Annotated in this window: 29 protein-coding genes; 11 read left to right on the forward strand and 18 right to left on the reverse strand. The window is 68.1% G+C overall.

Features of this window, described 5'->3' with window-relative positions; genetic code table 11:
- Nucleotides 1-3: 3 nt before the first annotated feature.
- Both PX653_RS15960 and PX653_RS15965 read right to left on the reverse strand, forming a co-directional pair.
- Complete coding sequence (locus tag PX653_RS15960) at nucleotides 4-348, reverse strand: antibiotic biosynthesis monooxygenase family protein (RefSeq protein WP_277413753.1); 345 nt, start codon at nucleotides 346-348, stop codon at nucleotides 4-6.
- Nucleotides 345-1400: a cytochrome P450 family protein gene (locus PX653_RS15965; RefSeq protein ID WP_277413754.1), complete on the reverse strand. Its 1056-nt coding sequence runs from the start codon at nucleotides 1398-1400 to the stop codon at nucleotides 345-347. The genes PX653_RS15960 and PX653_RS15965 overlap by 4 nt, the downstream gene beginning before the upstream one ends.
- A gap of 81 nt (nucleotides 1401-1481) precedes the next feature.
- Between PX653_RS15965 and PX653_RS15970 the strand changes: the two genes are divergently transcribed.
- Genes PX653_RS15970 through PX653_RS15985 form a run of 4 tightly spaced genes read left to right on the forward strand, consistent with a single transcriptional unit; the run spans nucleotide 1482 to nucleotide 5964 of the window.
- Nucleotides 1482-2189 (forward strand): ArsR/SmtB family transcription factor, encoded by a 708-nt coding sequence (locus PX653_RS15970; RefSeq protein ID WP_277413755.1) that lies wholly within the window; start codon nucleotides 1482-1484, stop codon nucleotides 2187-2189.
- A 47-nt stretch (nucleotides 2190-2236) separates the two neighbouring features.
- On the forward strand, nucleotides 2237-2908 hold the full coding sequence (gene lepB, locus PX653_RS15975) for a signal peptidase I (protein ID WP_277413756.1): 672 nt from the start codon (nucleotides 2237-2239) through the stop codon (nucleotides 2906-2908).
- A gap of 39 nt (nucleotides 2909-2947) precedes the next feature.
- Nucleotides 2948-3673 (forward strand): ABC transporter ATP-binding protein, encoded by a 726-nt coding sequence (locus PX653_RS15980; RefSeq protein ID WP_277413757.1) that lies wholly within the window; start codon nucleotides 2948-2950, stop codon nucleotides 3671-3673.
- Entirely contained in the window at nucleotides 3670-5964 is a 2295-nt protein-coding gene (locus PX653_RS15985) for a type II CAAX endopeptidase family protein (RefSeq protein ID WP_277413758.1), read from the forward strand. The genes PX653_RS15980 and PX653_RS15985 overlap by 4 nt, the downstream gene beginning before the upstream one ends.
- An 8-nt stretch (nucleotides 5965-5972) precedes the next feature.
- Here the strand turns inward: PX653_RS15985 and PX653_RS15990 are convergent, their stop codons facing one another.
- Complete coding sequence (locus PX653_RS15990) at nucleotides 5973-6740, reverse strand: anti-sigma factor family protein (RefSeq protein WP_277413759.1); 768 nt, start codon at nucleotides 6738-6740, stop codon at nucleotides 5973-5975.
- Nucleotides 6737-7228, reverse strand: a complete 492-nt coding sequence (locus PX653_RS15995; protein WP_277413760.1) for an RNA polymerase sigma factor — start codon at nucleotides 7226-7228, stop codon at nucleotides 6737-6739. The genes PX653_RS15990 and PX653_RS15995 overlap by 4 nt, the downstream gene beginning before the upstream one ends.
- A gap of 107 nt (nucleotides 7229-7335) precedes the next feature.
- On the opposite strand from PX653_RS15995, the gene PX653_RS16000 reads away from it, so the two are divergent.
- Nucleotides 7336-8634 (forward strand): S8 family serine peptidase, encoded by a 1299-nt coding sequence (locus PX653_RS16000; protein WP_277413761.1) that lies wholly within the window; start codon nucleotides 7336-7338, stop codon nucleotides 8632-8634.
- 97 nt (nucleotides 8635-8731) lie between these two features.
- A complete protein-coding gene (locus PX653_RS16005) occupies nucleotides 8732-9547 on the forward strand; it encodes a hypothetical protein (RefSeq protein ID WP_277413762.1) in 816 nt (271 codons plus the stop codon).
- 13 nt (nucleotides 9548-9560) lie between these two features.
- Here the strand turns inward: PX653_RS16005 and PX653_RS16010 are convergent, their stop codons facing one another.
- The 5 genes from PX653_RS16010 to PX653_RS16030 all read right to left on the reverse strand — a co-directional run bounded on the left by PX653_RS16010 (nucleotide 9561) and on the right by PX653_RS16030 (nucleotide 13143).
- Complete coding sequence (locus PX653_RS16010) at nucleotides 9561-9854, reverse strand: hypothetical protein (RefSeq protein ID WP_277413763.1); 294 nt, start codon at nucleotides 9852-9854, stop codon at nucleotides 9561-9563.
- Between the two features lie 250 nt (nucleotides 9855-10104).
- Nucleotides 10105-10686 (reverse strand): TerD family protein, encoded by a 582-nt coding sequence (locus PX653_RS16015; protein ID WP_277413764.1) that lies wholly within the window; start codon nucleotides 10684-10686, stop codon nucleotides 10105-10107.
- A gap of 15 nt (nucleotides 10687-10701) precedes the next feature.
- Nucleotides 10702-11400, reverse strand: a complete 699-nt coding sequence (locus PX653_RS16020) for a TIGR00266 family protein (RefSeq protein WP_277413765.1) — start codon at nucleotides 11398-11400, stop codon at nucleotides 10702-10704.
- A gap of 2 nt (nucleotides 11401-11402) precedes the next feature.
- Nucleotides 11403-11978, reverse strand: a complete 576-nt coding sequence (locus tag PX653_RS16025; RefSeq protein WP_277413766.1) for a TerD family protein — start codon at nucleotides 11976-11978, stop codon at nucleotides 11403-11405.
- 118 nt (nucleotides 11979-12096) lie between these two features.
- On the reverse strand, nucleotides 12097-13143 hold the full coding sequence (locus PX653_RS16030; protein WP_277413767.1) for a DUF475 domain-containing protein: 1047 nt from the start codon (nucleotides 13141-13143) through the stop codon (nucleotides 12097-12099).
- Nucleotides 13144-13256: 113 nt separating this feature from the next.
- Here PX653_RS16030 and PX653_RS16035 point away from each other — a divergent pair, with 113 nt between their 5' ends.
- The 3 genes from PX653_RS16035 (at nucleotide 13257) to PX653_RS16045 (ending at nucleotide 16508) form a co-directional block, all read left to right on the forward strand.
- A complete protein-coding gene (locus PX653_RS16035; protein WP_277413768.1) occupies nucleotides 13257-14159 on the forward strand; it encodes a LysR family transcriptional regulator in 903 nt (300 codons plus the stop codon).
- A gap of 210 nt (nucleotides 14160-14369) precedes the next feature.
- Entirely contained in the window at nucleotides 14370-15707 is a 1338-nt protein-coding gene (locus PX653_RS16040; protein ID WP_277413769.1) for a hemolysin family protein, read from the forward strand.
- Nucleotides 15708-15758: 51 nt separating this feature from the next.
- Nucleotides 15759-16508, forward strand: coding sequence for a DUF3108 domain-containing protein (locus PX653_RS16045; protein ID WP_277413770.1), 750 nt, complete (start codon nucleotides 15759-15761; stop codon nucleotides 16506-16508).
- Here the strand turns inward: PX653_RS16045 and PX653_RS16050 are convergent.
- Entirely contained in the window at nucleotides 16489-17556 is a 1068-nt protein-coding gene (locus PX653_RS16050; protein WP_277413771.1) for an AI-2E family transporter, read from the reverse strand. The two genes, PX653_RS16045 and PX653_RS16050, sit on opposite strands and share 20 nt — an antisense overlap.
- Nucleotides 17557-17644: 88 nt before the next feature.
- On the opposite strand from PX653_RS16050, the gene PX653_RS16055 reads away from it, so the two are divergent.
- Entirely contained in the window at nucleotides 17645-18688 is a 1044-nt protein-coding gene (locus tag PX653_RS16055; protein WP_277413772.1) for an alpha/beta hydrolase, read from the forward strand.
- 21 nt (nucleotides 18689-18709) lie between these two features.
- On the opposite strand, the gene PX653_RS16060 is transcribed toward PX653_RS16055, so the two are convergent.
- From PX653_RS16060 to PX653_RS16080, 5 genes are read right to left on the reverse strand one after another with little or no spacing between them, the layout of a single operon-like run.
- Nucleotides 18710-19285 (reverse strand): SCO family protein, encoded by a 576-nt coding sequence (locus PX653_RS16060; protein ID WP_277413773.1) that lies wholly within the window; start codon nucleotides 19283-19285, stop codon nucleotides 18710-18712.
- A 2-nt stretch (nucleotides 19286-19287) separates the two neighbouring features.
- Entirely contained in the window at nucleotides 19288-20181 is an 894-nt protein-coding gene (gene cyoE / locus PX653_RS16065; protein WP_277413774.1) for a heme o synthase, read from the reverse strand.
- Entirely contained in the window at nucleotides 20178-21293 is a 1116-nt protein-coding gene (locus PX653_RS16070; protein WP_277413775.1) for a COX15/CtaA family protein, read from the reverse strand. Before PX653_RS16070 ends, cyoE begins: the two co-directional genes overlap by 4 nt.
- 10 nt (nucleotides 21294-21303) lie before the next feature.
- On the reverse strand, nucleotides 21304-21906 hold the full coding sequence (locus PX653_RS16075; RefSeq protein ID WP_277413776.1) for an SCO family protein: 603 nt from the start codon (nucleotides 21904-21906) through the stop codon (nucleotides 21304-21306).
- Nucleotides 21884-22606, reverse strand: coding sequence for an SURF1 family protein (locus PX653_RS16080; RefSeq protein WP_277413777.1), 723 nt, complete (start codon nucleotides 22604-22606; stop codon nucleotides 21884-21886). Before PX653_RS16080 ends, PX653_RS16075 begins: the two co-directional genes overlap by 23 nt.
- A gap of 34 nt (nucleotides 22607-22640) precedes the next feature.
- Here PX653_RS16080 and PX653_RS16085 point away from each other — a divergent pair, with 34 nt between their 5' ends.
- Entirely contained in the window at nucleotides 22641-22841 is a 201-nt protein-coding gene (locus tag PX653_RS16085) for a twin transmembrane helix small protein (RefSeq protein WP_277413778.1), read from the forward strand.
- A gap of 189 nt (nucleotides 22842-23030) precedes the next feature.
- Here PX653_RS16085 and PX653_RS16090 read toward each other — a convergent pair whose 3' ends face one another.
- The 3 genes from PX653_RS16090 to PX653_RS16100 are packed head-to-tail and all read right to left on the reverse strand — an operon-like array spanning nucleotide 23031 to nucleotide 24690.
- Entirely contained in the window at nucleotides 23031-23891 is an 861-nt protein-coding gene (locus PX653_RS16090; protein WP_277413779.1) for a cytochrome c oxidase subunit 3, read from the reverse strand.
- Nucleotides 23892-23911: 20 nt separating this feature from the next.
- Nucleotides 23912-24112, reverse strand: coding sequence for a DUF2970 domain-containing protein (locus PX653_RS16095; RefSeq protein WP_277413780.1), 201 nt, complete (start codon nucleotides 24110-24112; stop codon nucleotides 23912-23914).
- The gene (locus tag PX653_RS16100) at nucleotides 24109-24690 is read right to left on the reverse strand and encodes a cytochrome c oxidase assembly protein (RefSeq protein WP_277413781.1); all 582 of its coding nucleotides are present in this window, start codon (nucleotides 24688-24690) and stop codon (nucleotides 24109-24111) included. The genes PX653_RS16095 and PX653_RS16100 overlap by 4 nt, the downstream gene beginning before the upstream one ends.
- Nucleotides 24691-24707 lie beyond the last annotated feature (17 nt).

Here is a 24707-nt window from a genome sequence, read left to right on the forward strand (position 1 = left end):
GATTCAGTCGTGCACGCGGCGGCTGTCGGCCGGGGCCTGCGCCCGCTCGTGCAGGCCGTAGTCGCGCAGTACGCCGGCAATGCGCAGGCGGTAGTCGGCGAACAGTTCGCCCCGGCCCGCCGCCTGCGCCGCTCGGTGCGCCTCCAGCGCGCGCCACTGCAAGATGGCCGCCTCGTCGCGGAAGAACGACAGCGACAGCAGCTTGTCCGGATTGCTCAGGCTCTGGAAACGCTCGATGGACAGGAAGCCGTCCACCTGCTCCAGGAGCGGGCGCAGCGCGGCCGCCATGTCCAGGTAACGCTGGCGCCCGTCCGCGTGCGGCACCACTTCGAAGATCACGGCAATCATCCCTCTCCCCTTTCCATGAATTCGGGCAGCCGCCCGTTTGGCGACGCGCGATAGCGCCATGCCACGCCCGGCAGCGCGCCCTGCTCCTGCAATACCGCCAACGCGTGGACCGCGACAGCGCGCGCCAACGCCTGGCCGGGGCAGGCATGGCGGCCATGGCCGAACGGTTCGCCCGCCGCGGCGAGCACCAGCAGGAGCGTCTGATCCGCTTCGATGCGCACGCCGGCAATGGAAACCGGCGCCGCCGTGAAGCGGCGCGTGTTCTGCACGGGCGGATCGGTGCGCAGCACCGCGTCCACCAGTTCCGCGGTCGGCCGGGCGTCGCCACGCAGGCGCGCCACGATGGCATTGCCCACCAGCCCCGCCGTGGCCTCGTAGGTTTGCGACAGCAGTCCCAGCACGTTGGCGCGCACGGCGGCCGTATCGGTCCAGCCATGTCGCCGTGCCCCGTCCAGCACTGCATCCAGCAGCGGTGCCGGCCCGGCCCCTTGCAGCGCCAGCAGGGCCGTCGTGGCATCGTGGGCGGCCGCGATGGCGGCGGCGTCGGCGCGCGGCGCCAGGCCGGCCACGAAGCGGCGTACCAGACCGGCCACCGGCGCATCGGCGCAGCCCAGCAGGCTGGCGACGGTGCCTACCGGCACGTCGAACGCGAAGGACGTCAGCACCGCGGCATCAACGGGACCGGCCAGCAATGCCGCCGCCGTGCGGAGGGCATGGGCCGCCACCACGTCGCCCGGCAGTGCCGCCAGCCCCTCCAGCAGCACGGCCTTCGGCAGCGCGTGGCGCGCACCATCGTTCATCCGCGCCAGCGCGCCGAACACGTCGCCCGCCGGGCCGGCCAGGGCCGCCGGCACCGGCTCGCGCGGTGGCCGCACGCGGCAATCCGGATTGGCCAGGATGGCACGCACGGTGGCGGGATGCGCGACCACCCACAAGCCGAGGCGCTCGTCATACACGGGCGCTTGGCGTTGCGCCAGCGCGGCGTAGTACGGATAAGGATCGGGATGGGTCACGGCGGCCAGGGCGCCGTCGGGTGGATCGAATGCGGTCAAGTGTGCTCCTTCAAGCGTTGCCTTTGCGAGGACGCCAGTATGCTGGCATGATGACGGCAATACTTCGTTGGAGACCGAATAGTGGATGCAGACAAGATCGACGCAGATGACCGGTTAGCCCGCATTGCGGGCGCGATCGCCGAACCGGCTCGCGCGCGCATGCTGTGCTGCCTGCTGGACGGCCACGCCCGCACCAGCACGGAGCTGTCCGTCGTGGCCGACGTCAGCCCGTCCACCGCCAGCGCCCACCTGGCGCGCCTGAAGGACGACGCGCTGCTCGAGCAACTGGTGCAGGGCCGGCACCGCTACTGGCGCCTGGCCAGCCGTGACGTGGCGGCCGCGCTGGAGGCGCTGCTGGTCGTGGCCGGCGTGCCGCGCGCGCCCTTCGAGCCGTCCACTCCCACACGGCTGCGCCAGGCGCGCACGTGCTACGACCACATGGCCGGCACGCTGGCGGTCGAGCTGCACGAGCACTGCCTGGCCCAGGGCTGGCTGGATGATGCCTCGGCGCCGGGCGAATACGCCTTGACCCCGGACGGCGCGACGCACTTCGTCCGGCTGGGCGTGGACGTGGCGGCGCTGCGCAAGCTGCGCCGGCGCTTCGCCTGTCCCTGCCTCGACTGGAGCGAACGCAAGCCGCACCTGGGCGGGGCGCTGGGCGCGGCCGTGCTGCAACTGGCGCTGGCCAAGGGCTGGGTCGAGCAGGACCTGGACAGCCGCGCGCTGGCCGTACCCGCGCGGGGACGGCGCGCCATGCTGGCGGCCTTCGGCCTGGTAAGTCCGGCTTAAGAAAATCGCCACACACTGCAGTCACCACAACCCCACCGGAGACTGACATGACCTGGCTGCGTGCCAACAAGGGCTTCCTTGCCTTCCTGCTGCTGTTCGGGATTTTCCGCACCGCCGTCGCGGACTGGAATCCCATCCCGTCCGCATCGATGCGGCCCAACCTGCTGGAAGGCGACGTGGTGTTCGTCAACCGCCTCGCGTACGACGCCAAGATCCCGCTGACGAACATCTCGCTGGCCCGGACCGGCGAGCCGCAACGGGGCGACATCGTCACGTTCTCGTCGCCCAGGGATGGCACGCGCCTGATCAAGCGTATCGCCGCGCTGCCCGGCGACACCGTCGAGATGCGGGGCGAGCGCCTGCTGATCAACGGCCAGCAGGCCGACTACACGGTGCTGGGGAACAGTTTCGAGACGGTGGAGCCGCTGGGCGAGCTCGCGGCGCTGCACCTGACGGAGCGCAGCGGCACGGCCAGCTACCGCATCCAGGTGCTGCCGCAAGTGCCGGCGCTGCGCGACTTCGGCCCCGTCACGGTGCCGGCCGACCGCTTCGTGATGCTGGGCGATAACCGCGACAACAGCGGCGACTCGCGCGTGTTCGGCACCGTGCCGCGCGAACTGCTGATCGGCCGGGCCGAGCGCATCCTCGTCTCCGCGGACATCCTGGGCAACTGGGCTCCGCGCGCCGGCCGCATCGGCATGAGCCTGCGCCAGCAATAACGTGGGTTAGAATCGCCGCTTCCCGATACTGGAGGCGGCATGATCGAATTCGACGCGCTGGCCAAGCGCTATGGCGGCCACGACGCCGTGCACCCCCTGACCCTGACGGTGCGCCGTGGCGAAGTGTTCGGCTTCCTGGGCCCCAACGGCGCCGGCAAGACGACGACGATCCGCATGATGACGGGCATCCTCGTGCCCAGCAGCGGGCGCGTGCTGGTGGACGGCCTCGATTGCCACCGCGACGCGGCCGCGGTCAAGCGGCACGTGGGCTACCTGCCCGACAATCCGATTTTCTACGATTACCTGCGCGGCCGCGAGATCCTGCAATTCGTCGGCGAGATGCATGGCATGGCACGTCCCGCCGCGGCGGCGCGCGCGCTGGCGCTGCTCGACGAATTCGGGCTGGACGAAGTGGCCGAGGAATTCGCCGTCAACTACTCGATGGGCATGAAGAAGAAGCTGGGCCTCGCCTGCGCGCTGGTGCACGACCCGGCGGTGCTGATCCTGGACGAACCGATCAACGGCCTCGATCCCCGCGCCGCGCGGGACGTGCAGGCGCTGCTGGTGGGCCGGGCCGCCGCCGGCAAGACCATCTTCGTCTCCACCCACCTGCTCGACATGGCCCAGCGCATGTGCGACCGCGTGGGCATCATCCACCGCGGCAGGCTGGCCGCCACCGGCTCGGTCGATGACCTGCGCGGCGGCGCCGATGCCACGCTGGAGGAAGTCTTCCTGAAGGTCACCGAGCCGGCGGCCGCGCCATGATGCCGCCGGCCGCGCCCCGGGCCGTGTGGCTGCTGGTGCGCCTGCGCCTGGTGCGCTTGCTGAACCTCGGCGGCAGCCTGTATGGCCGCAAGCCCAAGGCCGGCAAAAGTCGCGCGGCCACGGGCGGCAAGCGGCGTGGCCGCTGGATCCTGCCCGTCGTCATGGCGCTCCTGATGGCGGCGGCCTTCACCAATATGTCGCACACGATCCTGCTCAACCTGCATTGCGAGCTGGCACCCGTGACGGCCTGTGCATCCGCTGCAAAGCCGTTCGACGCGCAGCAGGTGGCCGCGCGGGAACTGGCCGGCGGCGGCTTTAGCACGGCACTGATGCAGGGCCTGACCCTGCACCTCGCCTTGCTGTGGCTGGCCAGCCTGCTGGTGCCGCTGGGCAGTCGTGAGCTGGCCCACACGGACTGGGACCTGGAGTGGCTCGTCACGTTGCCCGTACCGCGCACGACCTTGCTGTGGGCCCGGGTGCTGGAGCGCACCGTGACGAATGCGACCGGCCTGCTGATGCTGTGGCCCACCTGCCTCGTCATCGCCTGGCATGGCGGCCTGCGCTGGTGGGCCGTGCCGGCCGCCACGCTGGCCGCGCTGGCGCTGCTGGCGCCCGCCGCCATGGCGCGCACCCTGGTCGATACGGGCCTGCGCCTGGCGCTGCCGCCCTCGCAGCTGCGCAACCTGCAGGCCGCGATCTCGGTCGCCGCGATGCCGTTGATCTACCTGACAATTTCGCTGTCGCTGCCGGGCCGCGGCATTGCGCTGGGCTGGGCCGCCGCCTTCCCTGCCTGGACACTGTGGACACCGCCCGGTCTCGTGGTGCAATGGCTCGATGGCGCCGCATGGCCGGCCTGGCTGCTGGCGGCGCAAGTGGCGGCCCTGCTGGCCGCCGGCGTCGCCCTGCTGGGGCGGCAGCTGGCGGACGGCGTGGTGGCGGCCGGCACGCGCGAAACGGGCCGGCGCGCGGTCGCCGGCAAGCCGCTGCGGGTGCTGCCGGGCAGTCCCCTGCAGCGGCGCGAGCTGCGCCTGCTGGCGCGCGACCGCAACTTCCTCGTGCAAAGCCTGCTGATCCCCGTCATCGTCATCGGCAGCCAGCTGTTCTTCACGGGCGGCCTGCGCGACATGGCACAACTGGGCAGCGAGCCGAAGCTGCTGGCGTCGATCGCCTTCGGCCTGGGCAGCTACGTGCTGGTGCTGTCGGCCTTCCAGACCATCAACACGGAAGGACAGGCGTTGTGGCTGCTGTACACTTTCCCGCACACGCTGGAGCGCATGCTGCGCGAGAAGGCCGTGCTGTGGGCCGCGCTGGCGCTGGCCTATCCCGCCGTAGTCTTCGCGGTCGGTATCGCGGGCGGCGCCAATGTCGATGCGCGCCTGCTGCTGACGATGGCCCAGGTGGCGCTGGGCATCCTCGTGTTCGCGCTGATCGCCGTCGCACTGGGCGTATGGGCGAGCGACCCGTTGGCGCAGGAGGTACATGCGCGCGTGCGCCCGACCTATCTCTACCTCTACATGACGCTGGCCAGCCTGTACGGCTACGGCCTGTACACGGACGCATGGCCGCACCGGCTCGCGGTCGTGGTGCTGGTGGCGGCGTTGGCGCTGGCGCTGTGGCAGAAGGCGCGCGACGAGCTGCCCTTCCTGCTCGATCCGACGGCCGCGCCGCCACGGCAGGTATCGGCGGCGGACGGCATGACGGCGGCCGTCGCGTTCTTTGCCGTGCAGGGCATCGCCTTCTTCATGCTGCGCGCAGGCGACGGCCCGGCGGCCCTGCCCGACCTGGCGCTGGCGTTCGCCATCGCGGGCGCCGTCGTGTATGCGCTGGCACGGCTGGTCTACTGGCGCGCCGGCACGGCCGGCGTGCCCCGGCTGCTGCAAGGGCGCATGCTGCCCGCGCTGGGCTGGGGCTTCGCCTGCGCACTGCCGGCCGTCGGTGTCGGCCTGCTGTGGATGCAGGGCTTGCGCCAGGCCGGCGTCGCTTTCCCCGCCATGAACGTCGCCGGCCACGTCGGCTGGCTGATCGCGCTGGCCAGCATCGCCGCGCCGCTGTTCGAGGAATTCATTTTCCGGGGCCTGATCTTCAACGGCCTGCGCCGCTCGTTGCGGCTGCTGCCCGCACTGGCCGCCAGCGCGGCCATCTTCGCCGTGATCCATCCGCCGCTGTCGATGCTGCCGGTATTCGTGCTGGGCGCCTGCGCCGGCCTGGCGTTCGAGCGGGGCAAGGGCCTGCTGGCGGCGATCGTCACGCATGCGCTGTACAACGGCGCGATGATCGCCGTGCAGCTGTAGGACGGCCGTCAGCGCCAGCCGCGCTGCTGCGCCGCCCGCTCGGCGGCCGCATCGAGCGCCGCGCCAGCGATGCGCTCGTCGATCGCGTCCAGCACCGCGGGCGGCACGGCCGCCGCGGCCTGGCGGTAGGCCGACGGTGCTGCCGGCGCCTGTTCCTGCAGTACCGCGACGCGCCAGCCATTGCCCTCGCGGCACGCCAGCCCGGCTGCCGCGGCCAGCGTGAAGCTGCGGCAGTAGCGCCCATCCTTGCCCTGGAAAGTGACGCCGATGCCGACCGCGGTATCGACCTGGCCGCTGCCGGCCAGCTGGTGCGACAGGGCCTGTGCCAACGCACCCTGCGCCAGCATGCCCTGGCTTGTCGCCGCCACGGTGGCGGACGTGCTGTCCTGGTGCGCCACCTGCCAGCCGCCGATACCCGCCAGCACGCCGACCGCCAGCGACGCGGCCATGCCGCCCCATTGCCACCAGCCGCCACGCCGTGCCTGCTCTTGCTGCGCCCGTTCCTGCCCCACCTGCTCCTGCCGCGCCTTGCGCGCGACGCGGGCGGCGTCCAGGGCCACCACTGCCGGGGCGGCGGCCTGCCGCAGCGGGGCCGGCACCGGTTCGTCCAGCACATCGGCAAACGCCGCGAACACGTCGCCGCGCAATTGGCGATGACGCGCGACGGCCTGCGCCACCGCCGGGTCGTCGCGCATCGCCCGTTCGACGGCGGCGCGCTCGGGGCCGGCCAGTTCGCCGTCCGCATAGGCCATCAATACTTCATCGGAAAACGTCATTTCATCACCTTCGCCTGATCGGACAACAACTGCTGCAATGCTTCCCGTGCGCGCGCCAGCCGGCTGGTCAGCGTTCCCATGGGGATCTCCAGTACCTCGGCCGCTTCCTTGTACGGCATGCCGTCGACCAGCACCAGCGCCACCACGAGGCGATGGTCCTCCGACAGCAGGCCGATCGCCTTCTGGATGGCGAGGCGCTGCTGGTGCGCGGCGGCCGAGTCGTCGCCCACCGTCTCGCCCTCTTCCGCCGGCGCGAACATGCGGTCGCGCCGCATGCGGCTGCGCACCTCGTCGACCCAGGCGTTTTTGATAATGCGGAAGATCCAGCTGTCCAGCCGCGTGCCGGGTTCCCACTGCTGCTGGCGCACCAGCGCGCGCTCGACGGCGACCTGCACCAGGTCATCCGCATCCTCGCGGTGGTAGGTCAGCGCGCGGGCAAAGCGGCGCATGCGCGGCAGCAGGTCGGCAATGTCGGTATCGAGGCTCATCGTGCGTCCAGTACTGGGTAAACGCCGGCGCAGCCGCGTTTATTCCCCACCCATCAAAATAAATCCTGGAACTCGTCCCGGGAAGCAAAGCAGTTTATCATCCGCCCATGAGCTCCTTCCGCCTGTTGTCTGCCGTGCGCATCGCCACGCTGCTGCTGTGTGGCGCCAGCGCCGGCGCCCACGCCCAGTTGCGCCTGCCGTCGCCGAATCTGCCGATGCCCCTGCCGCTGCCGCAGGGACTCGACCCGGAGCTGGTGCGGCGTCCGGCCGCGCGGCTGCTCGACACGAGGATTCCCGGCGACCTGACGGGCCTGCGGCTGGAACAGGTCGCGCAACTGCTGCGCCGCCATGCCGACGTGGTGGAAGCCGATCCTGGTGGCCAGCCCGCGGTACGGCACGAGATCCTTGCCTCTTCGCCGTCCGCTGAAGGACTGGCGCGCGCCGCCGCGCTGGGCCTGAAGGTCCTGCGCGAACAGCGCCTGGAAGAACTGGACCAGAGCATCGTCGTGCTGGCGGTACCGCCCGGCGCCTCCACCGCCGCGCTGCTGGCGGCGTTGCGCGCGGCCGATCCGGACGGCAGCTACGACTTCAATCACCTGTACAGCGGCTCCGGCATGGCGGCCGGCATGCCCGCCGCCATGCCGGCCAGCGGTGCCGCTGTCGGCCTGGTCGACAGCGGCGTCGATACCAGCCATGCCGCGCTGGCCGGTGCCAGCATAAAACGCTGGGGCTGCAGCGGTGCCGCTCGCCCCCACACCCACGGCACGGCCGTCGCCGCCCTGCTGGTGGGCCAGGCCGAGCGCTTTCGCGGCGGCGCGCCGGACACGCCGCTGTACGCCGCCGACATCTATTGCGACAGCCCCACCGGTGGCTCGGCCGAGCAGATCGGGGCGGCGCTGGCGTGGCTGGCGCGGGAACGCGTCGGCGTCATCAATCTCAGCCTGGTGGGCCCCGCCAACGAAACGCTGCGCCGCGTCGTTGCCGCGATGGTCGGGCGCGGCCACTTGCTGGTGGCTGCCGTCGGCAACGACGGCCCGGCCGCGCCGCCGCTGTACCCGGCCAGCTATCCGGGTGTCGTGGGCGTCAGCGCGGTCGATCGCAACGGCCGCCCGCTGCCGGAAGCGGCGCGGGGGCCGCAAGTGATGTTCGCGGCCCCCGGCAGCCAGATGGTCAGCGCGGCACCCGGCGCCCCACCCTACCGGCAGGTGCGCGGCACGTCGTTCGCGGCGCCACTGGTCGCCGCCCTGCTGGCACCGCACCTGGCGCATCCGGACGGCGCCAGCGCCCGTGCCGCCGTCGCGCAACTGGCGCGCCAGGCGGTGCCCGGTCCGGTGCCGGAACGCGAGGCGATCGGGCATGGCATCGTTGGCGCCGGCCTGCGCGTCGACCCGGCTCGCCTGCGCTGAAAAAAAATTTCGATGTCGATGGATTAAATGCCGCACGCCCGGCGTTTTCACTGTAACGGCAGCGCACTTCGCCGCGCCATCTACAGGAGAATCCATCATGCAAACCAAAACCATCGCCCGTCACGTCGCCCTCGTCCTGTCCCTCGGCATCGCCGCTTCCGCCCATGCGCAATTGCTCGGTCGCGGCGCTCCGCTGGGCGGCGCCTCGCTGGGCGGCATGATGTCCGGCAGCGGCAGCTTTGCCGGCCGCGGCGGCATCGACATGGTCACCGAGCGCGGCAGCATCGGCCGCCTGGCGCCTTCGAGCACCACCAGCCGCGGGGCCAGCGGCAGCGGCAGCGGCACGTTGACGGGCGCGCTCACCGGCACGGCGGCGCCCATGCCTGCCGCGACGGCCCAGCCCACGCCATCGGCCGCGAACGTGGCACCCACGCCTGCGCCGCGGCCATTCGCCGGCACCTTGAGCAAGCAGGGCGACCTGGCCGGCAACCTCGGTATCGCATCCGCGCCTGCACGGACGCAGGCCGCCAGCCCGGGCGCCACCCCGGCAGCAGGCACGCCTGCCGCACCGGCGGCGACCGGTGGCGGCAACGGCAGCGGCCAGGGTGCGGCGGCGGCATCGATCGACGGTGGCGCCCTGGCCGGCGCGGTGCGGGGTGCGGGTGCCGGCGCACTGGCGGGCGGCGCCGCGATGGCGGCGCCGGTACGCGACGGCGCGCGCGCACAGGCCGTGGCCACGCGCGACTACGCGGCGGGATCTGCGGCGATGGCGGCATCGACTGCACGCGGCAGCGCGCAGGCGGCCGGCAGCGCCGGTGCCGGCGTGGTAGGGGCGGCCCAGGCAGCCCAGGCACCGTCGGTGCAGGCGCAGGCCGGCGGCAACGCCAGCGCGCAAGCCTCCGTGTCGCGCTGATCGCTGCGGCGGTTCAGCGCCGGCGCATGCGTCGCCACGCGGCCACCAGCATGAGCGCCAGTGCCCCCAGCGCACTGGTGGCCGCGACCACGACCACCAGCAATGCGGCCGGGTTGGCGGCTTCCAGCAGCTCGGCCCCGACCGCCAGGCACAGTACGACGATCAGCTGGGCCGGCAGCACGAAGCGCAGCGCACGCATGGCGCTGTCGTCGCCACGCCGACGCAGCCGGCGGGCGATGACGACGGCCGGTCCCCAGACGATGCAGAGGAAGGCGGCGAGGAGGATGAGGGCGTGCAGGAGTTTCATGGTGCGGCAGCATACCGCAAATACGGAGGCAAACCGCCGGCATCGAGGCCTGGGGTCTGTCCCGCTTTTTGGGACTGACCCCGGTTTTCATCCGCGGCAGAGAAGAACCAAAAAAAAGCGGTGGCCAGTTACCTGGTCCACCGCAAAGGGAAGCGCGCCATGGGGCAGGCGCTGGTGAAACGCTTTACTACAGCAACGCTTTACTACAACAACTCATGGCCGCCGCGCCGGTACGCGGCGGCGGCGTGTTTTACAGGTGGGGCGCGATTTGCGGCATCAGTTCGTCGAACGTACGGCCGGTACCGTTCTCGCCGATTGCGTGCATCTTCCATTCGCCGTTGTGGCGGTACAGCTTGGCCATCAGCTGGGCGCTGTGCTGGCCTTGCACGGACAGGTTGAAGCGCGCCACTTCCTTGCCGTCGGCGGCATTGATCAGGCGGCAGTAGGCGTTTTCCACCTGCGCGAAGCTCTGGCCCGTGAAGCTGTTCACCGTAAACACGATGCTCTTCACGTTGGCAGGCACTTGCTGCAGGTTGACGGTGACCTGCTCGTCGTCGCCGTCGCCGGCACCGGTGCGGTTGTCGCCGGAGTGCGAGATGCTGCCGTCGCGGCTCTTGAGCTGGCGGAACCAGACCACGTCCATTGGCTTGTTGGCGTCATCGAACACGATGCACGACGCGTCCAGGTCGATGTCGGCGCTTTTCGCGCCGAAGCCCAGGAAGCCCTTGCTCTTGACGGCATCCCAGCCCAGGCCCATCACCACGCGGGTCAGCGTGCTGCCGGCTTCCTTGTCCAGAGAGATCTTCTGGCCCTTCGATAAATTCACAGACATGTGGTACTCCTTTATTTATTGCTGCCGGCTCTTGTTGAGCCATGCAACGAACGTTTCGCGATTGCGCGAGCAGACCAGCACCTTGCCGCTGCCCGAGAAGCGCAGCACCATTCCTTCACCGCTCGTCACGCTGTTGACCAGGTTGCCCAGGAAGCCGCCGCTCTGGCTCGTGGCCACCGAGATGTCGTAGCGCAGCGCGCTGTCCCAGCAGACCACGTGGGCATTGTCGATGACGATGTCCTGGCCCGGCTTCACTTCCAGCTGCGACATCGAACCGAAGCCCGACACCACCAGCTGGCCGCTGCCAGTGGTTTCCGTGATGAAGAAACCGCCGCTCTGGCCGAACAGCGCGTTGCCGACGTTCTGGGTGCGCACCTTCAGGTCCACGCCCGACGTGGCCGCGACGAACGCGCCGTCGCTCAGCATGTACTGGCGCTGGCCCACGTCGACCACCTGCATCGCGCCGGGCAAGGTCGGGGACAGCAGGCAGTCGCCGTCGCCCTTCACCGCCTCGATGTGCTGCTGGAAGAACGACTCGCCGTTGGCGAAGGTGCGCATCAGTGCCGCGCCCAGGCCGCCCTGCATGCGTCCCTTCAGTTCCAGCGCGGCCTCCATCATCACCATCGCGTTCGACTCGCAGTAGATCTTTTCGCCGTGGCGCATCGAGACGTGCAGGAAGGGATCGACGTCCCCCGTGACGGTAAAGGTCGGCATGCTTACACCGACACGCCGAACGACGAAGCCAGCGCGCCCAGGCCGCCCTTGTAGCCCTGGCCGACGGCCTTGAACTTCCAGTCGGCGCCATTGCGGTACACCTCGCCGAATACCATCGAGGTTTCCGTCGAGCTGTCCTCGGACAGGTCGTAGCGGGCGATTTCCTGGTTCGTGCCGCCATTCACGCAGCGGATGAAGGCCTTCTGCACCTGGCCGAAGTTCTGGCGGCGGCTTTCCGCTTCGTGGATCGTCACGCAGAACGCGATGCGGTCGACGTCGGCCGGCACCTTGGACAGGTCCAGGCGGACCGTTTCGTCGTCGCCGTCGCCGGCACCGGTGCGGTTGTCGCCCGAGTGCTGCACGGAACCGTCGGCCGATTTCAGGTTGTTGTAGAAGATGAAGTCCAGGTCGTTGCGGACCTTGCCGTCCACTTTCAGCAGGAAGGCCGAGCTGTCGATGTCGAATGCCGCGCCATCGCTGCTGCGGGCATCCCAGCCCAGGCCGACCGTCAGTTGGGACAGGCCAGGTGCTTCCTTGCTCAGGTTGACGTTACCGCCTTTTTGCAGACTGATTGCCATGATTGATTACTCCCTTAGTTTGGTTAAAGAGACACCCACTTGCAGACGCGACAGGCTGGTGTCATGAGCGTGCCGCGCATTCTTTACGGGCGGGGCCGCGGCCCCACCCTGCTTGCCGTCAGGCCGCGACCATCGCGGCCTGCTGCTTGCGATACCGTACCGAAGACCACAGCGAGGCGACGATGAAGGCGACGCCGATCAGGCCCGTGAAGATCTCCGGGATGTGGAACTTCATGCTCGCCAACATGATCACGGCCAGGATACCGATGGCGTAGTGCGCACCGTGCTCCAGGTAGACGTACTGGTCGAGCGTGCCCTTGTGCACCAGGTAGACCGTCATCGAACGCACGAACATCGCACCGATCGCCAGGCCCAGCATGATGATCACGACGTCCTTGGTGATGGCGAACGCGCCGATCACGCCGTCGAAGCTGAACGAAGCATCCAGCACTTCCAGGTACAGGAAGCCGCCGATACCGCCCTTCTTGACCATGTCGCCGACGTTCGTGCCGCCTTCCTCTTCCTTCTCGAGGTAGTTCGAGATCGCATCGACACCGACGTAGATCAGCACACCCCACAGGCCAGACACCAGCACCACGAATTTCTGCGCTTCTTCCACCAGGCTCAGGCTGCCCAGCAGCACGCCCAGCGCCACCATCACGGAGATCGACGAGACCTTGCCCAGCGAACCCAGTTTCTTCTCGACGTTGCCCAGCCAGTGCATTTCCTTCTCATGGTCGAGCAGGAAGTTCAGGAACACCAGCAGCAGGAACATGCCGCCGAATGCCGCCACTTCGGCGTGGTGATTCGTCAGGTGACGCGAATATTCGTCGGGGTTGTTCAATGCCAGCGTCCACACGTCCGTCAGGCCGATGTCCGCCGCCACGGCAACGATCACCAGCGGGAACAGCAGGCGCATGCCGAACACGGCGATGATGATGCCGATGCCCAGGAACAATTTCTGCCAGAACGCATCCCACGTCTTCAGCACGGAGGCGTTCACCACCGCGTTGTCGAACGACAGCGAAACTTCCATCACGCTCAGAATGACCGCGATACCCAATGCCGATAGTGCTCCCGTCAAGCCGCCCTTCTCGTAGCCCCACCAGGCAGCCACCGCAAGACAGACGAAGGAGACCAGGAATGAAATCCTGAAGTGCTTCATCGTTTTTTCCTTTGTTGTTGATCAATGCAGTGCATTGTATAGACCGCACCCTATTTGAAAAATAGAAGATAATCAGAGCCTCACTTCGTAAAAACAGAAACGTCAGCTCAGCCATGAAGACCTCCGGCATCAACTTCCGCCACCTGTATTTCTTCCGTGTCGTCGCTGCCGAGGGCAGCGTCACGCGCGCCGCCGAGCGCCTCGGCCTCGCCATCCAGACCGTCAGCACGCAACTGACCGCGCTGGAACAATCGCTGGGCAAGTCGCTGCTGATGCAGCAGGGCCGCCGCCTCGTGCCCACCGATGCCGGCCGTGTGGCCCTCACTTATGCCGAGCAGATCTTCGAGCTGGGCGACCGCATGCAGGAGGCCCTGAACGAGGCGGACAACGGGCGCGTGCGCCTGACGGTGGGCATCTCGGACTCGCTGCCCAAACTGATCGCCTACCGCCTGCTGCAGGCGGCCTTCGGCATGCAGGCGCCCGTCAAGCTGGTGTGCGTGGAGCGCGAGTTCGAGGACCTGCTGGCCGACCTGGCGCTGCACAAGCTCGATGTGGTGCTGACCGACCGCACGGTGCGGGCGTCGGCCAGCCTGCGTGTGTTCAGCCACCTGCTGGGCGAAAGCGAGATGATGCTGTTCGGTGCGCCGGCGCTGGCACGCCGGCACGGGCGCAACTTCCCGCGCGGCCTGAATGGCGCCCCGCTGCTGCTGCCGACCCGCAACAACGCGCTGCGCGGCCGCATCGACGAATGGCTGCTGCAGCAGGACGTGCGGCCGGACATCGTGGGCGAGTTCGAGGACAACGCGATGCTCAACACGTTCGCACGCGACGGCCTGGGGCTGTTCTTCGCCCCCGCCGGCCTGGAGGCGGACATCCGCGGCCAGTTCAATGCGGTGCCGGTCGGCGCGGCCACGGGGCTGCGCGAGCAGTTCTATGCGCTGTCGAGCGAGCGGCGCATCCGGCATCCGGCGGTGGAGGCGATTCTTACTGCGCAGTCGGGGTTGTTTGCGGCATAGGGTCTGTCCCTGCCAAGGGACTGACCCTGAAGTGTTGGTCGATCCATCGAGGCTATGCGCGGTCCGCCTGGACGCTGCGGAACTTCGGGGACAGTCCCCTGCGGGGACAGTCCCCAGCGGAGGTTTCCCTGGCGAAATCTTGAAATTTGCGCTACCCCCAGCCCGGGTCGGCTAAGATGATGCTTTCCACTACCCGCTTCAGTGCGTTATATGCACAATCTTTTGCTTGTCCTGCTGGCCTTCCTTCTCGTAGCACTCAACGGTTTCTTCGTGGCGGCCGAATTCGGCATCGTCACCCTGCGGCGCACGCGCGTGCGCGCCATCGCCAAGACACAGGGCCTGAAGGGCCGCATCCTGGAAAAGGTGCACGGCCAGCTGGACGCCTACCTGTCCGCCTGCCAGCTGGGCATCACGCTGGCATCGCTGGGCCTGGGCTGGATCGGCGAACCCGCCTTTGCCGGCCTGCTGGAACCCCTGCTGGGCGCCATCGGCATCCAGTCGCAGGAAATCATCCACACGATCGCCTTCATCTTCGCGTTCGTGACCATCTCCTTCCTGCACATCGTCGTGGGCGAACTCGCCCCGAAGTCGCTGGCGATCCGCATCCCCGAAGTGGTCGGCCTGTGGAGCGCCGTGCCGCTGTACGCGTTCTACTGGCTGATGTACCCGGCCATCTGGGTGCTCAACCACAGCGCCAACATGGTGCTCAGGGTGGCGGGCCTGCAGGGCACCGGCGGCCACGATGCCCATTATTCGACGGAAGAGTTGAAGCTCATTCTGCGCACCAGCAAGCCGGGCGAACAGTTCGACAAGGACGAGCGCAACATCCTGGCGCACTCGCTGGACTTCTCGGAGCTGCGCGTGTCCGACCTGATGCGCCCCATCAACGAGGTGATCGCGCTGTACGCCACCCGGCCGCTGGAGGAAAACCTGCAGACCGTGCTGCGCAACCGCTTCTCGCGCTATCCGTACTTCGACGAGGACGGCATCACCGTGCTGGGGGTCGTCCACCTGAAGGACCTGTTCTTCGCGCAGCAGTCGGGCAAGCCGATCACGTCGTTCACGTCGTTCCTGCGTCCCGTCGAGACGATCTCCGCGCGCACCAAGGCGATCGACCTGTTCCGCCGCTTCCGCGAAGGCGCGCCGCACTTCGCGCTGATCGGCGAAAAGGGCAAGCGTCCCGTGGGCTTCCTGACGCTGGACAACCTGCTGGGCGCCATGGTCGGCGAGATCCACGACGAATTCCGCCTGAACGAGAACGACTGGCTGAAGCAGCCGGACGGCGCATTGATCGGCAAGGCCAGCCTGCCGATCTTCTCGCTGGAACGCACGCTGGGCATCGACATCGAGAACGAGGAACTGGGCCTGGACGAGGTGGAGTCGGTGGGTGGCCTGATCATGCTGAAGCTGGGCGACATCCCGAAACAGGGCCAGCGCGTCAGCTTCAACCGTTTCGACCTCGTCGTCAAGAAGATGAACGGGCCCCGCATCCTGCTGGTCAAGGTCATCCCGCGCCTGGCGCCCGAGGACAACGCCGACCACGACTGACGTGCGCTGTGGTCTAATGTGCGCTTCCCGCATATTCGACCAAGGACCACGATGCGCGCAACCCGCCTGTTCTGCTCCACCCTTGCCGCCGTCCTGCTGGCGGGCGCGGCCCACGCCGCGCCCCAGTACGTGGCGGCCGGCACGCCGCTGCCGCGCTTCCACCTGCTGAAGGAAGGCAGCCACCGCTACCTGCGCTACCTGCAGGCCGCCGACAGCAATACCCCGCTCGACATCTGGCAGCGCGACATCCGCTTCGAGGGCAAGCGCGTCACGATCCGCCAGCGCTGGGATGCCGTCGGCAAGTCCCCTTCCGTCAAGTGGCTCGACTCGTCGTTCGAGGCGGGCACCCTGCGTCCGCTGTCGCACACCCGCATCACGCAAAAGGACGGCAGGAAGACGGTGGAAGGGTTCGCGTTCGCCCCCGACAAGGTGACGGGCCTGCCCGACCTGCCTGGCAATACGCAGAAGGCCCTGGCCATCGCGTCGCCCGAACCGGCCTTCAACTTCGAGGCGGACATGGAGCTGCTGCAGGCGTTGCCGCTGGCCGAGGGGTATGAAGCGCAGCTGGTGCTGTACCACCCGGGCGGCCCGGCCGCACCGGCACGCTACACGTTCCGCGTGGCCGGCAGCGAAGCCATCGCGGGACCGGCCGGCCCGGTCGACTGCTGGGTGGTCACGACGGACTACAACCAGCCCGGCACCGTGTCGAAGTTCTGGTTCGCCCGCGCCACGCAGCTGATGGTGCGCCAGGAAAGCCGCATGCCGGACGGGCGCCTGCTGGTCAAGACGCTGATCGACTAGGCGGCGCCACGACCGGCTGCACGCCGGTCCAGTTGCGCAGCAAGCCCAGGGCCACGGCCAGCAACGTGGGGCCGATGAACAGTCCCACGAAGCCGAAGGCGATGACGCCGCCCATCACGCCCAGCAGCACGAGCAGGAACGGCAGGCTGGAGCCGCGGCTGATCAGCATCGGCTTGACGACGTTGTCCACGCCGCTGATCAGGACCACGCCCCACACCAGCATGAAGATGCCCCAGCCCGTGCTGCCCTGGTTGAACAGCCAGATGGCGGCGCCGCCCCAGACCAGCGGCGGTCCGACGGGCACCAACGAGAACAGGAACGTCGCCACCGCCAGCAGCGCGACGGCCGGCACGCCGGCGATCAGGAAGCCGGCGGCAGCCACCGCCGCCTGCGCCAGCGCGGTCCCCAACAGGCCGTACATGACGCCGCGCACCGTGCGGCTGACCGTGTCGGCCACGCCGGCCGCATGCTCGCCCATGATCTTTTCCATGCCTACCGCCAGCGCGCGCAGCAGCGTGGGGCCGTCGCGGTACAGGAAGAAGCTGACGAAGGCCGCCAGGCTGACCTGGGCCACCCCGCTGCCCAGCACCAGGCCACCGCCCAGCAGCAGGTGGCGCGCGGGCTCCATGTATTTTTTCGCCAGCGCCACCAGTTGCTCGCGGCTGCCGATCAGGCCACGCAGGTAGTTGTCGGCCATTTCGCCCACGAGCGGCACCTGGCGCAACCAGTCCGGCGGCGCCAGGTGGCCGGCCTGCAACGCATCGCGCAGGCCGCGATAGAACGCACCGGCGTTGTCGGCGACGTTCCACGTCACGAGCGCCAGCGGCAGGATGATCAGGAGGACCAGGGAAACGGTCATGATGCTGGCCGCCAGCGTGCGTCGGCCGCCCAGGCGCGCCATCAGGCGCAGGTAGAGGGGCCAGCTGGAAATCGTGATCGCGCAGGCGAACAGGATCGCCGCCAGGAACGGTCGCAGCACCCACAGGCAACCGATTACCAGGAAGACGATGGCCGCAAGGCGGCTGTACGGTTGAAAACGCTTTTCCATGCAAAATCCCGTTCATGTGTAGCATCTGATTGTTGGGAGATGATATCTCCCTTGCACATTTGCAAGATCAGAATTCGGAACCCATACGATGACGCCCATACCGCTCGACGAGGCAACACTGGAAGACGCCCGGCAATTCAACCGCCGGCTGGCACGGCTGCCCCGCTTCCGCGTTCGCAACCGCGTAACACCACGCCTGCTGCAGGCCCTGCTGCGGCTGTCCCAGCTGGGGGCCGACCGCAAGCTGGCCCGCGCCGGCATCCGCGTCGAGACGGACGTGGCGCCGGCGGCAAACGGCGTGCGCGTGCCGCTGCGCATCCTGCGCCCCGCCGGTGCCGTACGCGGCGTCGTGCTGCAGTTCCATGGCGGCGGCTGGGTGATCGGCAACGCGCGCATGGACGACCGCCTCAACGCCGCGCTGGTGGAGGCCTGCCACGTGGCGGTGGTGTCGGTGGATTATCGCCTGGCGACGCAAGCGCCGCTGCAGGCGCAGCTGGACGACTGCCTGGCCGCCGCGCGCTGGCTGCTGGAGGACGGCCTGCCCGGCTGCGGCCACTTGCCCGTGATCGTGATCGGCGAGTCGGCCGGCGCCCACCTGGCGGCGGCCACCCTGCTGCGCCTGCGCGACGAACCGGCACTGCTGCGGCGCGTGCACGGCGCGGCGCTGTACTACGGCGTGTACGACCTGGCCGGCACGTCCAGCGTGCAGCAGGCGGACGCGGAAACGCTGGTATTGGACGGCCCCCGCATCGTCGCCGGCCTGCGCCTGTTGACGCCGGACCTGGACGATGCCGCCCGGCGCCGGCCGCCGCTGTCGCCGCTGTATGGAGAACTGGAAGGATTGCCGCCGGCGTTGCTGATTGCCGGCGCGCTGGACCCGCTGCGCGACGATACTACCGGCATGGCCAACCGCTGGCGCGCGGTGGCCGACGTCGAGCTGCACCTGCTGCCGGAAGCGCCACACGGCTTCATCCGCTTCCCCACCGCGATGGCACGGCTGACACAGGCACGCGTGCACGGGTGGATCAGGGAGCGATTGAACCGGATGCCGGCGATCGGCGGGACGCGACGGCAGGTGGCGGCGGGCATGAACACCGGGGACAGGCCCCTGTCGCAGGGTCGGAGACCCTGAGACAGGGGCCCTGGGGCTCCCTCAATCCAGCAGCAGCTTCAGATCATGCACGATCGGCGCCGGCCCCTGGTTATGGCGCAGGAACAGCCGCACCTTGCCCTGCTTGTCGAACACGTAGCTGCCGGCAGTATGGTCGATCGTGTACGTGTCCGGCGTCTTGCCCGGCACCTTCTGGTAGAACACCTTGAACTCCTTGGCCGTCGTCGCGATCTCGGCCGGCGTGCCATGCAGGCCGACGAAGCGCTTGTCGAATGCCGGCGCGTATTGCGCCAGCAGTGCCGGCGTGTCGCGTTCCGGATCGAGCGTGATGAACAGCACCTGCACCTGGTCCGATTGCGGGCCCAGCGCCTTCATCACGGCGGCCATTTCCGACATCGTGGTCGGGCACACGTCCGGGCACTGGGTGAACCCGAAGAAGACCACCACGACCTTGCCCTTGTACGTCTCCAGCGTCACCGGCTTGCCCGTGTGGTCCTTCAGCGAGAACCCCTTGGCGTAGTCCAGGCCCGTGATATCGGTGTTGGTGAACGCGGGACGCTTCTCGGAACAGGCGACGATCGCACACAGCATCAGCAGCGCGGCAAACAGTTTTTTCATGGTCAGAGCGGGATGTAATGGTCCACCAGCAGCGCCACGAACAGCAGCGACAGGTAGACGATGGAATACGTGAAGGCCTTGCGGGCGATCAGGTCCGTGTAGTGCTTGTAGATCTGCCAGCCGTACCACAGGAAGATGGCATCGAGCACGACCGCGCTGGCGAGGTAGATCGCGCCGCTCATGCGCACGGCGAACGGCAGCAAGGTGGTGGCGGCCAGTGCGATCGAATACAGGAACACGTGGAACTGCGTGAACGGCATGCCGTGAGTGACTGGCAGCATCGGCAGGCCCGACTTGGCGTAGTCGTCGCGGCGGTACATGGCCAGCGCCCAGAAGTGCGGCGGCGTCCACAGGAAGATGATCAAGACCAGCAGCCACGCCTGCATCGGCACCTCGTTGGCCACGGCGGCCCAGCCCAGCGCGGGCGGCATCGCGCCGGACAGGCCGCCGATGACGATGTTCTGCGGCGTGGCCGGCTTCAGGATCATCGTGTAGATGACGGCATAGCCGACGAACGTGATGAAGGTCAGCCACATCGTCAACGGATTGACCAGCGTGTAGAGGATCCACATGCCGGCGCCGCCGATGACGGCCGAGAACACGACGGTCTGGCCCACGGTGATGTCGCCCAGCGCCATCGGCCGGCGCGCCGTGCGGGCCATGCGCGCGTCGATCTCGCGCTCGGCCAGGCAGTTGACGGCGAACGCGGCGCCAGCCAGCAGCCAGATGCCGATCGTGGCCGCGACGACGACGCGCCAGTCCGGCAGGCCGTCGGTGGCGAGGAACATCCCGATCACGGCGCAGAACACCGCCAGCTGCGTGACGCGCGGTTTCGTCAGCGCCCAATACTGGGCGATGCGGGGGTTCTGCTTCGAGGCGGCGGTGCGGGTTGTCATCGGTGTGCGGCGGGGGCGTCGTGGAGAAACTTAGCCCGGTAGTTTAGCATGGTCAGGAGCAGCACCAGGGCTGCCGCCCCGGCGTTATGCAGTACCGCCAGCAGCAGCGGATAGTTCAGGTAGATCGTCGCCACGCCCGTCAGCGCCTGCAGCGCCAGCACGGCCGCGATGGCGCGCGCCAGGGGCCGCAACGGCGCGATGGGCCAGGCCCGCACGACCGTCCAGCCCAGCACCAGCACCACCACGGAGGCGAAATTGCGGTGCACCCAGTGGATGGCCGTCAGCGCGGAAAACGGCAGGTAGTGGCCGGCCGCCGTCTTGCCCAGCTCGCGCCACAGGTGGAAGCCGTGCTCGAAGTCCATCTCCGGCACCAGCTTGCCGCCGCACAGGGGGAACTCGGTGCAGGCCAGGGTCGCGTAGTTGGTGCTGACCCAGCCGCCCAGGAACAGCTGCACCAGCAATACGGCGCTTGAGGCCAGCGCCAGCCGGCGCACCGGCACCAGCCGCGCGGGCGGCACCACGGCGCTGGCGGGACGCAGCAGCTGGTCCTGGCGGCCGCCGTACCACGTCAGCAGCGCCAGCAGTCCCATGCCCAGCAGCAGGTGCATCGTGACGATCACGGGCTGCAGCTTCAGGGTCACCGTCCATGCGCCGAAGGCACCCTGCAGGCAGACGAAGAAGAACAGGAACGTCGGATAGCCGGGCCGGTAGGCGGCCTGGCGCCCCTTCTTCCAGCGATACCAGGCGACCGCCATCATCGCGACGATCAGGATGCCGATCGCCATGGCCAGGTAGCGGTGGATCATCTCGATCCAGGCCTTGACCATCGTCACGGGCCCGGTGGGCTGCAGCGCCTCGGCGGCGCGGATCTCCTCGTGCGCCAGGAACGGGTTGGCCAGGCCGTAGCAGCCCGGCCAGTCCGGGCAGCCCAGGCCGGAGTCCGTCAGCCGGGTAAACGCGCCGAACACGATCAGGTCGAACGTCAGGAACACGCCGATCCAGACCAGCTTGCGGTACCTGCTGGCATCCTTCGAGATCCAGGCGATCGACAGCGGCAGCAGCGCGACGATGAGGGCCGTGATGGCCATCTGGGCCAGGGTGGTGTGGTGCATGGTCGATCCCTCAGCCGATCGCCGAAGCCTTGAGCAGCTTGGCGATGTCCTTTTTCATCCTGGTCGGATCGGGGTTCTTCGGGAAGCGCATCATCAGGTTGCCCAGCGGGTCGATCAGGTAGATATGCTCGGCCGCGTCGCCGCCCGGCTCCACCGGCAGCCACCGCGTCACGACATCCTTGGGCGCGCGCAGCATGCGGGTGCCGTCGTTCACGCGCAGCAGCATGGTCTCCAGCGGCTCATCATCCGTGATCAGCCACACTCGTTCGATCCGGTGCATCTCCTTGCCCTGCATCGTGCGCAGCTGGCGCATCGTAAACAGCTGGTCCTGGCAGGCCTGGGCGCAATCGGAGCCGCCCACCTTCAGCATGATCCACTTGCCCTTGTAGGCGTCCAGCGTGGTGGGCTGTTGCGCCAGCGTGCGGCTGGCCATCGGCGGGATCGGGTGGGCGCGCGGGTCGATCAAAGTGCCGTAGTTGGTGCGCCCCGTCGGCTTGACGACGTAGTACGTGAAATACGATGCCAGCAGCGGCGACGCGCACACCAGCAATACGGCGAACAGCTTCCAGCGGCCGCGGGCGCGCTGGCGATCATGGGTTTTGTTTTCGTCCACTGAGGATTCCGGTAATAACAAAGAACAGGAACGCGGTCAGCGCCAGCGCATACCACTGGAACGCATAGCCGCGGTGCTTGTCGACGCCCAGTTCGGGCGCGGGCCAGTCGCGCACCAGGCTGTCGGTACCGCTTGACGTCTGCTGCAGCACGAACGGCATCAGGCGCAGCCCACTGGCCGCGGCGACCTGCGCCACGTCCGCATTCTGCACGATGGCGCCCGGCGCCGGGGGCACCGCATCGCCCAGCTGCAGCACCTGGCCCGCGTCGCGCCGGGCGATGCCTTCGATCGTCACGCGTCCGGGCGGCGTCGCATACGGGCGGATGTGCTGGCGCCGCGCCGCGTCGACCGGCAACCAGCCGCGCAGCACCAGCACGTGGCGGTCGCTGCCGTCGATCCGCAGTGGCATCAGCACGTAGAAGCCGGCCTGGCCGCCGTGCGGGCGATTGTCCAGGTACACCGGCCACTGCGCGACAAAGGTGCCGCTGACGGCAACCCGGCGCCACTCTGCCTGCGCCAGTGTCGGTGCCGTGGCCTCGAGCCGCAGCGGCGCCTGTGCGCCGGCGGCGGCCAGCCTGGATTGCAGCGCCAGCTTCTCTTCGGCGCGGCGGGTCTGCCACTGGCCCAGCGCGATGCCCAGCGCCACCAGCACGACGGTGGCAACGAACGGCACCGCTTTAAAGCGAAACGCAATACGCATTAGAATGAAACCCTACTTCCTTTCGCGCAGCCACATGAAAATCCTCGTCGCCATCGCCTTCATCCTGATCATCGGCAGCCTCGGTTCGGCGCTGTTCTACCTGATGCGCGACCGCGGCGGCAGCAAGCGCACGGTGCGCGCCCTGGCGCTGCGCGTCGGCTTCTCGGTGCTGCTGTTCGTGCTGATCCTCGTCGCCAACCAACTGGGCTACATCCAGCCCACGGGCCTGCGCTGAAAAAGGGTGACAGTCACCGTTTTCCCAACCCCAGGACCAGGAGCCGGGATCGGACCCGCCGGGTCTGACCCCGGATCTCGCCCTTGGGTGAAAAAGGGTGACTGTCACCGTTTTTCCAGCCAAACAAAAAGCCGCAGCGGTTGCCCGCTGCGGCCTCTGCATTGGGAGCGCGCCGATTATAGCGCCGCCTTACAGCCAGTAGACTATGACATAAAGTCCCAGCCACACCACGTCGACGAAGTGCCAGTACCAGGCCGCGCCCTCGAACCCGAAGTGGTGCTCGGCCGTGAAGTGGCCCTTCATCAGGCGGAACAGCACGACGGCCAGCATGATGGCGCCCATCGTCACGTGGAAGCCGTGGAAGCCCGTCAGCATGAAGAACGTGGAGCCGTAGATGCCGGACGTCAGCTTCAGGTTCAGGTCGCTGTAGGCGTGCATGTATTCGTAGACCTGGAAGCCCATGAAGACCGCGCCCAGCAGGATCGTCGCGGCCAGCCAGAAGATCGTCTTCGAACGCTTGCCCGCCTGCAGGGCGTGGTGGGAAATGGTCAACGTCACGCCGGACAGCAGCAGCAGTGCCGTGTTGATCGTGGGGATCGGGAACGGTCCCATCGTATTGAACGTGTCGACGACGCCTGCCGGGCCGGCGTTCCCCCATTGCGGCGAATAATCCGGCCACAGGATCTTGTTGTCCAGGTCGCCCAGCCACGGCATCGTGATCGCGCGGGCATAGAACAGCGCGCCGAAGAAGGCGCCGAAGAACATCACTTCGGAGAAGATGAACCACCCCATCGACCAGCGGTACGAGTAGTCGATGCGCTTGCTGTACAGCCCGCCCTCGGACTCGCGGATGGCGTCGCCGAACCAGCCGAACAGCACCGCGACCATCGCCACGATGCCGGCCAGGCACACGAGACGGCCCCACGCCGCGTCGTTGACCCAGGCGGAGGCACCGACCATCGTGACCAGCATCGAGATCCCGGCCAGCATCGGCCAGCGGGACGGCCCCGGCACGAAGTAATGCGGCGCCGTCGCGTTATTCGAACTCATACTCATCTCCTCGTGAACTCTTATGAAACCACCAATTTGACGACCGTTACCAATATACCGATGAACACCGCGGCGGCCAGCAGGCCCGCCACGATCACGTGGAACGGGTTCAGTTTCACCCCGTCCTTGTCGAAGTCGCTCTTGCGGCGCAGGCCGACGAACGACCACAGCACCGCCTTCAGCGAATACCAGAACGACGGCTTGCCATCGTTCCCGCTCATTGCACGACCTTTGTTCCGCCCTGTGACGTCCCCGCCGCCGCCGTCTTGTCCAGCCCCGCGATCTCGATGAACGTATACGACAGCGTGATGGTCTTGACTTCCTTCGGCAGCGCCGGGTCCAGGTAGAACATGACCGGCATCTGCTTTGCTTCGTTGGCCTGCAAGGTCTGCTGCTGGAAGCAGAAGCATTCCACTTTCTTGAAATGCGGCGTCGCGCTTTGCGGTGCGTAGCTGGGGATCGCCTGCGCCGTCACGGGCCGCGCCTGGGCGTTGACGACCTCGTACACGACCGTCTTCATTTCGCCCGGATGCACCGTCACGCGGCGCTCGGTGGGCCGGAAGCGCAGCGTGCCCTGCACGTTGCTGTCCAGCTCCACCACGATGCTGCGGCTCAGGTCCACCTGCGTGTTCTGCGGCGGCGCCACCGTGCCGTCCTTCTGCGTCAGCACGTTGATGCCCAGGACTTCGCACAGGTGCCGGTAGACGGGGATCAGCGCGTAGCCGAAGCCGAACATCATGACGGCCACGACGACCAGCTTGCCCAGCATCTTCCGGTTCGATTCGCGCTCTTCGCTCATGCTTTGCTCACGCTTCG

This window comes from Pseudoduganella chitinolytica (genome assembly GCF_029028125.1).
Lineage (GTDB): Bacteria > Pseudomonadota > Gammaproteobacteria > Burkholderiales > Burkholderiaceae_D > Rugamonas > Rugamonas chitinolytica.